This window comes from Endozoicomonas sp. GU-1, assembly GCF_027366395.1.
Lineage (GTDB): Bacteria > Pseudomonadota > Gammaproteobacteria > Pseudomonadales > Endozoicomonadaceae > Endozoicomonas.
In genome coordinates this window covers 2,412,394-2,425,254 of sequence record NZ_CP114771.1, presented here as the reverse complement: position 1 = coordinate 2,425,254, position 12,861 = coordinate 2,412,394, and the positions used below count along the sequence as shown (strand labels likewise).

Genomic DNA, 12,861 nt, shown 5'->3' with positions numbered 1-12,861 from the left:
ACAGAGGTTTTAGCTATGGACACGAAAGGTCATCAAGCAAATCCTGTTAATAACCAGCAGGTAACCTATCCACAATCACAAGCGCCTCTTTCCTCATCCGACGCATGTCGATTACCCGCTGGTTCTGGTCATCGAGAAACAGTGAATTACTTTGGATACTCCTTAAATTCACAAGATCCCAATAGACAACATTTGGCACATGCTCCCAATGACCGTCCCAATACCAACCCGGGTCAGGTGAGAAACGTTGATTATCTGGCGCAAGGCGTTGTATCAACAGCCACTGTTCACCCGCAACTATACCCGGATCTTCCTCCATACCCGGATCTTCCTCCATACTCGGATCCTCCGCCTCCATATCCGGGAACCGATGACCAACAGTCCGGGGTTGGCTCTCAACCATCAATAACCACCTCGTTTCCCTCGCCCATAGAAAAGTTTCAACGAGCATTTACACCTGAGCAGCAATATGCGATCCAGCAGGTGCTGGGTGGTTCAATCAACGGATCAACCTGGCTGGCCTATCGACTGGCCGCCCTGAAAAATTATGAACTGCATTTTATAATTGATAACAGCATGTCAATGGATACCCAGGATGGCATGGTACATCCTGAGGTCGGAGTAAAAATGTCCAGGTTTGAAGAGGCGGTCTATCGGTTGAGTCATGTTGCCGATTTATTAGCCCATATTCCGGTGATGGGAATAAAAATTCAAAGTTTCACTCAGGAATTCCCACCAATTGATACCGGTGGCACGCCAGCCCAGGTTGCGATGCAGATGAAGAGTTGTCTGGACACTATTTTCATGGCTGAGAGACTCCCTTCAACCCCGCTCTATCCAGCTATGTTAAAAAGCATAGAAGAGTCTGAACGTTCGCCGAAATCTCCCCCCCCGTATTATCTATGTATTTAATGATGGTGAGCCCAATAACGGAGGCTCTAAAGAGCATATTTTTGAATTACTGAAACACCGAAAGGCTGAGAGGAGTCCGGTGTGCCTGGTTGCCTGTACTGATCTAGAGTCATCAGTCAAGTGGATGAACGAGGCAGATGAGCAGCCAAACGTTCATGTTGTTGACGATTTCCAATCAGAAATGAGAGAAGTGCAGGAGCACCAGGGAGCAGCTTTTCCCTTTACAGAAGGCTTCTACCTTATGTCCACTTTGCTTGGTCCTATTGACCCACTGTTTGATAAAGCGGATGAAAATCACATCTTTGATCATGCGGATTATCAGGAGATCTGTGGCTATAGCGTATCGCCAGCGGAGTATAACTTATATCGAAATGAAGCTTACCGACTGCAAAATGAGCCTTATCGACAGCAAAACAGGCAGGCTGGAAATGTACCTTATCGACAGCAAAACTGGCAGGCTGGGAATGAGTCTTATCGACAGCAAAACAGACAGGCTGGAAATGCACCTTATCGACAGCAAAACTGGCAGGCTGGAAATGAGCCTTATCGACAGCAAAACAGGCAGGCTGGAAATGCACCTTATCGACAGCAAAACTGGCAGGCTGGAAATGCACCTTATCGACAGCAGAACTTGCAGGCTGGAAATGAGCCTTATCGACAACAATACCGGCAGGCCGAAAATGAAGCTTACCGATTACGAGACAGGCATAATGAAAATAATGACAGTTCTGATTACTGTTTAATTTCATAGCGTTACTGGCTGTCTGCAGGAATATGTATTCTCTGTCGCTTAACGGCTTGACCAATTCAAACAGCAGATGGAAGTAGCGCAGCAGCCAGGCAATAGCGACTTGCCATCAACTGCCCCTGAATAAAAGCCAGATAGTTACTGTTGACCCATATCCAGGAGGCTATCCGAGAATAGACTGCCCTACTGCGGTGCTTACCTGTTTCTCAACCTTTACCAAAAATTACTTGTAATGGCATCATAGAGTACCTTCCCAAACCATTGGTACCCCTCAGCTTCACTTGTCACCACGCCCTGGATCATGCGCTTTAACGGCACGACTTTATCTTCATGGCCGTGATCTTTTGCCCATCTCAGCTCATTAACCAGAGTGCTCCGGGCTTTATCCGTAAGCGTTGACCTGGCACCCGCAATGATGCGTTGTAACCGCTCTGCAGTTTTGTAATCTCTGATTTCTATTGCCTGTATCAGATGTTCATTCAGTGTCTCCCGGGCTCCGTCCGTCAACGTTGATTCAGCGCCCGCAATGATGCGTTGTAACCGCTCTGCAGTTTTGTAATCTCTGTTTTTTATTGCCAGTATCAGATAACTGCTCAGTGTGTCCCGGGTTTCGTCCGTCAGCGTTGTCCTGGTGCCCTTAATGAGCCGCTGTAACTGCTCTGCGGTATTGTAATCCCCGTGTTCTATTGCCCGTTTCAGATATCTACTCAGTGCGTCCCTGGTTTCATCCGTCGGCGTTGTCCCGGTGCCCGCAAAGATGCCCATTAATCGCTTTGCAGCCTTGTAATTCCTATACTCTATTGCCCATTTAAGTTCTTTGCTCAATGCGCTCCGGGCTTCGTCCGTCGGCGTTGTTTCGGTAGCCACAATGATGCGCTGTAACCGCTCTGCAGTTTTGTAATCCCTGTGCTCTATTGCCCGTTTCAGATCTTTACCCAATGCGCTCCGGGCTTCGTCCGTAAGCGTTGTTCCGGTGCGCTCAATGATGCATTTTAACCGTTCTGCGGTATCGTACTTCTGGTGCTCTATTGCCCGTTTCAGACCTTCACTCAGCGCGCACCGGGCTTCTTCCGTCAGCGTTACCCCGGTGTCTTCAATGGTGGTTAGTAACTGCTCTGCGGTATCGTAATGCCCGTGCTCTATTGCCATTTTCAGATCATTACTCAGCTTGTTCCGGTGCTCTTCCGTCGTCATTGCCCCGGAGCCCTGAACGGTCTGTTGTTTTTGCAGTTCCCGGGAAGGCAGGGTATTAGTCTGTATTTCCTGGTTTGTTGTTCCCTCTGCCGCTGCTACGATAACCCATGATTTCATTAAATCTGACAGGCCACCATTGAAAAATGGGTAGGATTTTCTTTTTTCTATTTGATGAGTATTTAAAAGCGTCGGCTTTTTACAATTTGTGTCATCGGGATTCGTTGTGTCAATGTGATTCGCACAGCTGGTATCGGCAGTTACATGCCTGAAAGATACTTTGCCATATATAGGGCAATCCTTACCGGCTTCAGCAGATTTGGTTTTTCGGGAATTATTAACTTAGTCAATTAAGATTGGTAAATTCATTATTGATTTTTCTCTTGATCATTTTTTTCGTTAGATAGCAGCCAACTAATTTCGTTCCATCTTTTTACGGATAATTATCTTCCCGGAAACAAACTAACAAAGATCAGCTCTTTAGTTGCACATTAACCCCTGCATAAAAAATCTGAAGCCCACCTGCTCTTGACTTGCTTTCTGGTTATGGCAAACCTTGTTCCCTACCTGTTGAAAAACACAAACTCACCCACTGATACTGATAATAATCATGAAGAGTACAAAAAATAATGACCATATAATCAAGTCAACAATTTTATTAGTTGGAATCGCGATTATGATGACACTGATCTTGCACTTCTGGCACTGAACACAGGAAAAATCTAAAAATTGTTTAACCAAAAATTCCACTAAATCTGACCACCACCACTTTGCCGAATTTGGCCGAACTTGCTGCCTGGTGTTCTAAGGCGGTTCATTTTCCGATGAAATATCTTCTATTGAGAAATCACCATATGATAACCCTCCTGAGGAATCATCATCACTTTTTGACAAATAACGAAGGTTAACGATGACCTAGGTTTTTGTTTTTGTTCCTGATGATGGATAGACCCCCATAAGCCTGGCAAAAACCTCTTCTGCCTGTTTAATTTCTTCTTTTTTAAAGCCCTGGGTCATAGAGGGATTAAGATCGTAAAACCAGCGTCTCAGGCTGGTTCTCAGAGATGTCAGATTCTTCCAGTGATTGCCTCGACTAAATATACTATTGATGGTAAATTCAATATCTTTTTTTGAGGTTGGCTCTTGCAGGCAGGCATTAATAGTGTCTTTAACCGCATCTAATCTTGCTTTAGTGCTTTTAGGGTGATTTTTAGAAGATTTTTTTTGGCAGGTTACCTTTCTTTTCTTAATTGGCCGGGAGTTCACTTCTTCTTCTGAGTGTGATTTACCCTGGCTTCTGACTGGAAATGTTGTTGCCGCTAAGGGATCTTTCCGGAATCTGCGAGTTACTGTTTGAACTGAACTTTGGCATTTCAGGAGGCCTGTTTCAGAGTTTGCTGCACGGGGAGCTGCTTTTACTTTATCAGGGATAGCATTTCGTGCTGCGTTAATACCACTGATATCATCGTATTTTTCTAAATAAATTAATTCTTTCAGAGTTTCTTGGGTATTTTCTTTATTATCATAGGTGACGCCAATCGTATCGGTGATTTCACGAAAAAGCCTTTCGTGAGTGTGGCTGAACAATCGCATTACACTGCAAAAGCTTGTTACTACATTTTCAGCATCCTCATGGTATGGTTTATCCAGAAATTTGCTACTTCTACTGTCGTCAGTTGAATGAAAATCGCTTGAGCAAAATTTTGAAAACTCAATTACGGTTCTCTCTTGAGGTGATATATATCTGGGCTTTGACTGCTCTACATCTTGTTGTGGCTCTGAACCTTCTTTAAGCATGAATGTACAGGGTTTTGCTGGTTTTATCCGGCCATTTGTCATGGCTTGTCCGTGGAGCTTTTTTGCAGCTTGTCCGTGGAACATTTTTGCAAGAGGTCGTTGGGTGTTGGCATCGGGGGTAATTGGTGTGGTGGAAATATCCATAATAACTGCCTTTAGCAAAGTTTATTTTAATAATGATATAAATTAGTTATTTTTTTTGATGAAAAGTTCCATAACTGGTGAAATTTAATTTTGTTTGTAGGTATTTAAGAGAGTTTTTTAGAGCAAGATGGTGTAAGTGGTTAGCTAAAAGGAATCATATACTTCTGACTTAATGGGCAGTCACTCTCGGCAGCTACGCCATACTGGGCAACTGCTCCATAAAATTATTGATAATGGCGAACCCTGATTGAATAGAATGATGGAACCAAACTATATTTTTCTTGTCTGAACTCTATTGGTCGAATCATTTTAGAGGATTGAAGGTGTTTTCCAGGGTCAAGTGCTTAGCCATAACCTCATTAACTGTATGTATTTACTTGCTTTCCTGTGTTTCCAGCGCTCATGGGAATCAAGAGGTTCATACATTAAGCAGAAACGATGTTATCAATAATCTCCATCGAGTTGTTGACAGAAGCCTGCTGGAAGAGTTTGAAAACAATGGCCTTGCATCGGTTGCCAGTGGCATTGTTGGTACAATGATCGGCGTCAGTTGGGCTGGCCTTGCATCGGCAATCACAAAAAACAGTGCCAACCCGTTTTTTATTGATTTTACGGTCAGGGCATTCCTGACCGGGGCTGCGCTTGGGACACTTTCCGTGGTATCCCGAACGTATTTAAAGACCCCTTTCGATTACCTTCACCTGCCACTTGGCTGGGGGTTTTACAAATTAGCACAATTGCAGGACTGGGTTCTGCGTGAAGAGACATCCCGCGAGCTGGAACAGAAATACTCCGAATTTCTCGATCCGGTAGCCAAACGTTTAAAGGCCGTTGCTGAGCAGGTTTTTGATATCCCTGCCGATTACTGGACAATCTCAACCATGAATAGTGGTGTCCCCAATGCTTTTGCAACCAGTGGCTATAATATTGCGGTTTATCATTCGTCTTTTCCTCTGGTGAAAAATCAGGCTGGCATGGCCTGTTTTCTGGGACATGAAATGGGCCATATATTGGCAAGGCACATGGGGCAGGGTTTAAGTGATGTCTTTTTTCTGAATCAGCTGGCCCTGGCCAGTATTCCCTTTGCCAACTCAATTTTGCAGAATCGTGAAACTCAGGCTGACGAAATAGGCATCTACCTGACAGCCTTGGCTGGATATGACCCTTCAGAATGCTCCAGAGTCTGGGGCAGGGCTATCGCTTATAGTGGAAGTCTGCGAGAAGTGGTCAATATATTCCTTTCAGCACACCCGACCAGCAAGACCCGAATGAATGCCTTGAAACACCATGGCGATGTTTTACAGGCCTATTACTTGAACACGCCAGAGGTGCTTGGGCTGGGGCTCGAATATGAACTTTAATGGCTGTTTGCTCAGTCTCCCGGGAGTAACTCAGTTGCCGTTGCCGAAAGTGACCGATCATCTGGTTAAAACTTATACCTGATTATGCTGGCTTTATAGCATTCAGGGTTGCAAAACAGGTTTCTCTGGCTGAGGCAATAAAGCTGGCAATATAGGGTTGCTCCTTTTGTTCCGCTCTGATCGCTGCATACAGTGTTGACCACAACCCCTCTTTACCAAGTCGAACTGCTGCAACGTGCCCTTTATCAAGATATTCCGCCAGTGCCCAGCATGGCAGTGCAGAAACACCTCTCTGGCTGGCAACCAGCTGCAGCATCATCAATGTCAACTCAGCAGTACGGATATCAGCAGGCTCAATATCTGCCGGGTCGAGAAAATCGTAGAAGACCGCCAGACGACCTTGTTCAACAGGGTAGGTGATCAGTACTTCCTGTTGCAGGTCAAGAGGTGTGACAAATTCTTGTTCTGTTAATGGGTGTGTCCTGGCAATGGCCAGTAGCATCTCATAACGAAAAAGGGAGATGTACTCGATGCCATCAATGGGCACTGGGTCAGACGTGACCACAAGATCAAGTTCACCCCGGGAAAGAGCCGGTAAGGGGGCAAAATTAAAGGCGGTGGAGAAATCCATTTCTACTTCTGCCCAGTGTTGCCGGTACTCTGTGATGGTTGGCATTAGCCACTGGTAACAACTGTGACACTCAATGGCAATATGCAACCGTCCGGCTTTGCCGCCCGCCAATCTCATCAGGCGTTGTTCTGTAGCCTTGAATCTTGGCAGTACTTCTTCAGCCAGCTCCAGAAGATTTAACCCGGCAGTGGTAAATCGGGGTGGCCGGGATTTACGGATAAATACTTCCATCCCAATACGATGCTCCAGCTCTTTCAACTGATGGGACAAAGCGGATTGGGTGAGATGTAAACGGCTGGCGGCTTCTACCAGGCTGCCGCTTTGGTGAATGGCTTTCAGTGTTTTAAGGTAACGTAACTCAAGACCCAGGTTTTGCATTGTCATTATTTGCCTTTCTTCTGTCGTCAGTTCACAAGAGTATCATTATTAGTTTTTTTCATTTTTATTATTAGAAAAATGAGTTTGATTCAATTCTAACTCTCCAACAGAATCGTGACTACTCTTTGATCAATCCTGAAAACAATAAGTCTGACGATCAGCCCGGAGTTATTTCATGATCACTACCCATAACCTTGGATTTCCCCGAATAGGTGCTAACCGTGAGCTGAAGAAGGCTCAGGAAAGTTACTGGCGCGGTGACCTGTCCAGGGCAGAGCTTTTGGAAGAAGGCCGTCGCCTGCGTAAACGACACTGGCAGTTGCAGAAAGAATCAGGTCTTCATCTGATTCCGACGGGTGATTTTGCCTGGTATGACCAGGTGCTGAGCCACTCTTTGATGCTGGGTGCGGTACCGGAGCGATTTTCGGAAGCGGACCCTGGTGATATTGATACCCTTTTTCGTATGGCCCGAGGTCGAGCACCTACCGGAGAACCTGCAGCAGCCTGTGAAATGACGAAATGGTTTGATACTAACTACCATTACATAGTGCCGGAGTTGCACAAAGGCCAGAAGTTCCAACTGTCTAACACCGCTATTCTGGATGAAACCGCTGAGGTTATTGAACAGGGCCTCAGGGCAAAACCGGTATTGATTGGCCCGCTGTCCTGGCTGTGGCTTGGTAAAGTCAAGGGTGAGTCTTTTGACCGATTGGAGCTGCTTGACAGTGTTGTCGAGGTGTATGGCAAAGTTCTGGCCAGACTGGCTGAAATGAATGTGGAGTGGGTACAGATTGATGAACCCATTCTGGCTCTGGATCTTCCCCTTAAATGGCATCAGGCGTTTGAATCGGTATATAACCGGTTGCAGAGTTGCCATGTAAAAATTCTGTTGGCCAGCTACTTTGGCGGTCTCAATGGTACTACGACCACGGTCGTTAATCTGCCGGTGGATGGTCTGCATATTGATCTGGTAAGGGATCCGGATCAGTTACCGGCACTGCTTGATCGCCTGCCTGCCTACAAGGTTTTATCAGCGGGTGTTGTTAATGGTCGGAATATATGGCGCTCAGACTTGCAGCAGATAGTGCGGCAATTGAAGGAGGCAGAAGAGCGGCTGGGTGATCGGCTGTGGGTAGCGCCAAGCTGCTCATTACTGCATGTTCCGGTTGATCTGGAGCAGGAAACAGAGCTTGATGACGAGTTGAAATCCTGGTTTGCCTTCGCCAGGCAGAAGTGTGAAGAGGTATCCGTGATTGGTCGGGTTTTATCCGGAGGGCATCAGGCACAGGACCCGGTGGTGTTGAAATTAATTTCCGAGGCCGAAAAAGCGGTATCTGCCAGGCAACACTCCCAACGGGTTCATAATACAGCGGTAGAACAACGGTTGACGTCATTAAATGATGACAGGGAGATTGATCATCGTCGCTCACCTTATGCGGTAAGGGCAACGCTACAGCACAAAAAACTGAACCAGCCTGAATTTCCTACAACCACCATTGGCTCTTTTCCCCAGACACGGGAGATACGACAGAAGCGCTTACAGTTTCGCAAAGGGGAGCTGGATGAGCAGTCTTATATCGAAGCGATGCAAGCGGAAATACGCAAGACCATTAAGAGGCAAGAGTCGCTTGGTTTGGATGTTCTGGTCCATGGCGAAGCAGAACGTAATGATATGGTTGAGTACTTTGGCCAGCAGCTGGAAGGGTTTGCCTTCACTGCCAATGGCTGGGTACAGAGTTATGGCAGTCGCTGTGTAAAACCCCCCATTATTATTGGTGACATCAGCCGCCCTGAGCCGATGACCATTGCATGGAGCCGCTATGCCCAGGAGCAGACCAGCCAGCCGGTTAAAGGCATGTTAACCGGGCCGGTAACTATTCTTTGCTGGTCATTTCCGAGAGATGATGTAAGCAGGGAAGCGTCCTGTCTGCAGTTGGCGTTGGCCTTAAGAGATGAAGTTGTTGATCTGGAGAATGCGGGTATTGGCATTATTCAGATTGATGAGCCAGCCATTCGGGAAGGTTTGCCGTTGAGAAAAGCAGACTGGCCTGCTTACCTGGAGTGGGCGGTGAAGAGCTTTCGCATTGCTGCCAGTGGCGTCAAGGATGAAACCCAAATCCATACCCATATGTGTTACAGCGAGTTTAATGACATTATTGAATATATTGCCGCCATGGATGCGGATGTTATCACTATAGAAACTTCCCGCTCCGATATGGAACTGCTGGATGCTTTTGAAGCGTTTGAATACCCGAATGAGATTGGACCCGGAGTTTATGATATTCATTCGCCAAATGTGCCCAGTATTCAGTGGATTCAACAGCTGATGACTAAAGCGGCACAAAAAATACCCAAACAGCGTTTATGGGTAAATCCGGACTGTGGCTTAAAGACCAGAGACTGGCCGGAGGTAGAAGACGCTTTAAGAAATATGGTTGCAGCTGCGAAAATATTAAGATCCGGTTAAGTGAGGTTGCCACTACCTGAAAAAAAGCTGGCTGAAGAAAAAAAAGTTGGGTTATGAGTAGTAAATCTGAAAAAGTGCCCAGCTTTTTACACTGGCTTAAGTAATATAGGGAAAGTACCGTATTTTTTTATTTTATAGTCTCAGGCTTTTATAAATTTTTTGCTCTGTCTTTTTTGTTCTGGGCTGATTATTTTTCAGGGATTTTTTTAACTGGGATTTTTCTTTATCTGATTTTTTTATTTTATCAATCATCAGCTGTCGTTCGGCCTGTAAAGAGTTGAGTTTTTGTTCAAGGTCAGCCACCTTTTTTTGTTCATCATGGAAAGCAAATTTCACCAGGCTTTCAGATAGTTGATCTTTTTTCTGGAGTAGTGCAAATTCTTTTTTAAGTATTTCCAGATCCTGCTCAAGTTTTAATGATTTACTTGATAATTGCAGGTTTTTGTCTAGTGCTTCATCTAGAAGATTTTGAGTTTGTATTTGTTGTTGCTTCAGGCGTGTATGGTTCCTCTGCAGGTTGGCAAACTTTTGTTGTTCCTCTTGACGAGAAATTTTTATCAGGCTTTCTAACAGTTGTTCTTTGTGTTGAAGTTGTGAGTTCTCTGTTCGTAGAATCTCAAGTTCCTTTTCAAAATTAAATACTTTGCTCGATAGTTGCAGGTTTTCGTTTATGACTTCATTTGAGAAGTTTTTAGTTTGCATGTCTTGATATTCCAGGTCTGCCTGGCTCATCTTCAGATTGACAATGTGATTTTTTAAAGACGTTATCAGTGAGGTATTTTGGGGAGCTACCTGAAATAGCTCTGATGTTGATGCTAATGGTAAAGTTTCAGTCATATCATACAGTGCAGCCTCTATCCCTTCAGGTTGTGGGTGTTGAAAGCCAAAGGGGGTTGCTGAAGCTGGAACAACACCCTGGGGATCACTCGGAATATCTCTGCTCCCTTCAGAGCTGTGTTGTTGAAAGCCAAAGAGTGTTCTCTCTTGTTCTGAAGCTGGAACACTCCAGGCCGCATCCGGTACAGCCCCTCTCCCTCCCGGACTGTATTGCTGGAAGACAAAAAAGTTGGTAGCTTCATCTTCTGAAAACGGTTCTTCCCCAGTATGTGATTGTAAAGTGCAGGATGATCCTGAAGAAGAGTGGTCATCCTGCATTTGTTGAGAGGGTGTCCATGGGAAAATTTCCTGAGGAGCAACGGCTTGCATTATAGATACGTCACCTGTTGGATGCGGTTCTTCACTGGTGCCGGTTTGTGGTTTGTATATGCTGATATCAGGATGAGATGGTGGTGATAGAATCCAGGTATGGGATTGCTCCTGTTCGTTTTGCTCCTTTGGACTTGGAATAGCGGAGCAGGGTGGAGTAACAAGAGAGTGGGTATCTTTAGTCGCCTTCGGACTGCGCCATGAACATTCATCAACGGTTTTGTACGGCTCTTTTTCATGGCATACCAAATCCTGCTCAAGAAACTGTAAATCAGGGACTGAAAACCAGGGTTGCTCAGAATGCTCGAGTGTTTTTCCTGTTTCCCCTGGTTTTTGCAACGTTTTCTGTATCAATATGGAGTTAACCTGGCTATTACTGTTTGCAGGCTCTTTAATGGCATGTAATGAGTCAAAAGTAGCTGTCTTTATATAAGGTGAATCAGGTTCTGTTATACTATCGGGCCCTTCTAAGGGGTTTGTTGCTGAAACTTCTGCTGTTTTAAGATTTATTGATTTATCTGTTTTTTTACTGTTTGTTAGGCTTGCTTTTGTATCTGTGTCTAAATCTATTTCTGAATCTGTTTCTGTTTCTGAATATGTTTCTGTTTCTGAATCAGTTTCTATTTCTGTTTCTGGATCAGTTTCTGTTTCTGAATTAATTTCTATTTCTGAATTATTTTCTATTTTTGGAATCATTTTGGGCTCTGTGGTTTTTTCTTTTCTTGTGGCTGCTTCTTTGTTTGTGTCTGTTTTGGCAGTTTTTTTCATTTTTGTATTAAAGTATATTATTTTATCTATATTGTCTTCTGATCTTAAGCTGGATTCTGGTTTTGATCTTAATTCTGGTCTTAATCTTGGTTTTGGTCTCGGTTTTAATCTTGGTCTTAATTCCTTGTTTATCATTGAACATAAGTTTTGATTTACTTGGGTTTTTGATGTTTTTAATTCTGGGTTGTTGGTAATAAATGACAGAAATTTCTTGAGCGTGCCACGTTCACTGTTTTTTTTATGGTGAGTCCCTGGAATGGATTGGTAAAGTTCATCAATTAGCTCTCGAATTTCTTTTCGACGAGCGGCTTCATTAAAATTTTTTATAAATTTCTTTATTTTTGGTTTAGTGTTGGCTGGATAAGATATTATAGTTCTGTTTTGACGATTAGGATGGGTATAGTTGGGATTACTTTCCTTTTTTACAATCCCGATGCAGGTTAGTAGTAAATTTTTTTTTGTTGGTTTACTGCTTATAGTTGTTATATCTCTAAGAGCGTGATTGATGTCAGCATATAACTTGGTCAGTCTTTTTCTTCTTTTGCATTCAGCAATGGCATTAGCTATTCTACCTGTCTTATTGTTATTCATTTGATCATTTTGGATGCACTCTTTATCCTCTTTGTCCCTGTTATGGCATTTAAGCGATGAATATTTATTGTCCGGTTTTACTATTTTTTGTTCATGTGCCTTCAATCTTTTGACTGAGGTTTCGTTTGAGGTATTTAATGGTTCCTTGTTACATTGTTCATTTCTTTTGTTTTCTGAATAATCAGAGTTTGCTCTTTTGCGATTTATGCTGGCTGTATTATCTGAAGTTTTAATAGATGCCAGTATTGGAGAGTCAGCTGCGCTATCATTGTCAGTTGTTGAGTATGAGATTTCCTGGTGTGGCATACCAACAGATTGATGATCGAATGACCTGAAAAATGAGATTTCAGCCTGTGCGCCCGGTAAATATCTGGTTGGGTCAATACTAATGACTGAAGGCTTTGATGGTCCCGCTTCCTGAAGGGGTTTTGTTAACAGTTTAATCAAGGGGGAGGTCTGTTGATAGTTTTTAGAGAGAATGCCGTCCATTTTACTACCCTTAATGGTTTTAATTGTTTGATGAAATAAGAATATCCGGTGGCGAGTCAGCCAGTATTTAGCATGTCTGTCTTGATGATCTCTTTACCTATAAATGGTTAGTCATGTTTTTTTGAAACAATCAGGAATTAAAGTAGTCTGGAATTGTATAAAAGTGTAAATCTTAATT

Annotated in this window: 8 protein-coding genes; 4 read left to right on the top strand and 4 right to left on the bottom strand. The window is 44.0% G+C overall.

Features of this window, described 5'->3' with window-relative positions:
* Nucleotides 1–15 precede the first annotated feature (15 nt).
* On the top strand, nucleotides 16–912 hold the full coding sequence (locus tag O3276_RS09930; protein WP_269675487.1) for a hypothetical protein: 897 nt from the start codon (nucleotides 16–18) through the stop codon (nucleotides 910–912).
* A 124-nt stretch (nucleotides 913–1,036) separates the two neighbouring features.
* Entirely contained in the window at nucleotides 1,037–1,663 is a 627-nt protein-coding gene (locus O3276_RS09925) for a hypothetical protein (RefSeq protein WP_269675486.1), read from the top strand.
* Between the two features lie 210 nt (nucleotides 1,664–1,873).
* Here the strand turns inward: O3276_RS09925 and O3276_RS09920 are convergent, their stop codons facing one another.
* A complete protein-coding gene (locus O3276_RS09920) occupies nucleotides 1,874–2,971 on the bottom strand; it encodes a hypothetical protein (RefSeq protein ID WP_269675485.1) in 1,098 nt (365 codons plus the stop codon).
* A 795-nt stretch (nucleotides 2,972–3,766) separates the two neighbouring features.
* Nucleotides 3,767–4,792 carry a hypothetical protein gene (locus O3276_RS09915; protein WP_269675484.1) on the bottom strand — a complete coding sequence of 342 codons (1,026 nt, stop codon included), beginning with the start codon at nucleotides 4,790–4,792 and terminating at the stop codon, nucleotides 3,767–3,769.
* A gap of 377 nt (nucleotides 4,793–5,169) precedes the next feature.
* On the opposite strand from O3276_RS09915, the gene O3276_RS09910 reads away from it, so the two are divergent.
* Nucleotides 5,170–6,153 (top strand): M48 family metalloprotease, encoded by a 984-nt coding sequence (locus O3276_RS09910; RefSeq protein WP_269675483.1) that lies wholly within the window; start codon nucleotides 5,170–5,172, stop codon nucleotides 6,151–6,153.
* An 82-nt stretch (nucleotides 6,154–6,235) separates the two neighbouring features.
* On the opposite strand, the gene O3276_RS09905 is transcribed toward O3276_RS09910, so the two are convergent.
* Nucleotides 6,236–7,168: a LysR family transcriptional regulator gene (locus O3276_RS09905; RefSeq protein WP_269675482.1), complete on the bottom strand. Its 933-nt coding sequence runs from the start codon at nucleotides 7,166–7,168 to the stop codon at nucleotides 6,236–6,238.
* Nucleotides 7,169–7,337: 169 nt separating this feature from the next.
* On the opposite strand from O3276_RS09905, the gene metE reads away from it, so the two are divergent.
* Nucleotides 7,338–9,629: a 5-methyltetrahydropteroyltriglutamate--homocysteine S-methyltransferase gene (gene metE / locus O3276_RS09900; RefSeq protein WP_269675481.1), complete on the top strand. Its 2,292-nt coding sequence runs from the start codon at nucleotides 7,338–7,340 to the stop codon at nucleotides 9,627–9,629.
* A 132-nt stretch (nucleotides 9,630–9,761) separates the two neighbouring features.
* Here the strand turns inward: metE and O3276_RS09895 are convergent, their stop codons facing one another.
* Nucleotides 9,762–12,683, bottom strand: a complete 2,922-nt coding sequence (locus O3276_RS09895) for a hypothetical protein (protein ID WP_269675480.1) — start codon at nucleotides 12,681–12,683, stop codon at nucleotides 9,762–9,764.
* Between the last annotated feature and the right edge of the window lie 178 nt (nucleotides 12,684–12,861).

What these genes read in the sequence shown, in the direction of transcription:
- metE (WP_269675481.1), top strand. Translation starts at nt 7,338, where the DNA reads ATGATCACTACCCATAACCTTGGATTTCCCCGAATAGGTGCTAACCGT.
- O3276_RS09905 (WP_269675482.1), bottom strand. Translation starts at nt 7,168, where the DNA reads ATGACAATGCAAAACCTGGGTCTTGAGTTACGTTACCTTAAAACACTG.
- O3276_RS09925 (WP_269675486.1), top strand. Translation starts at nt 1,037, where the DNA reads ATGAACGAGGCAGATGAGCAGCCAAACGTTCATGTTGTTGACGATTTC.
- O3276_RS09915 (WP_269675484.1), bottom strand. Translation starts at nt 4,792, where the DNA reads ATGGATATTTCCACCACACCAATTACCCCCGATGCCAACACCCAACGA.
- O3276_RS09895 (WP_269675480.1), bottom strand. Translation starts at nt 12,683, where the DNA reads ATGGACGGCATTCTCTCTAAAAACTATCAACAGACCTCCCCCTTGATT.
- O3276_RS09920 (WP_269675485.1), bottom strand. Translation starts at nt 2,971, where the DNA reads ATGAAATCATGGGTTATCGTAGCAGCGGCAGAGGGAACAACAAACCAG.
- O3276_RS09930 (WP_269675487.1), top strand. Translation starts at nt 16, where the DNA reads ATGGACACGAAAGGTCATCAAGCAAATCCTGTTAATAACCAGCAGGTA.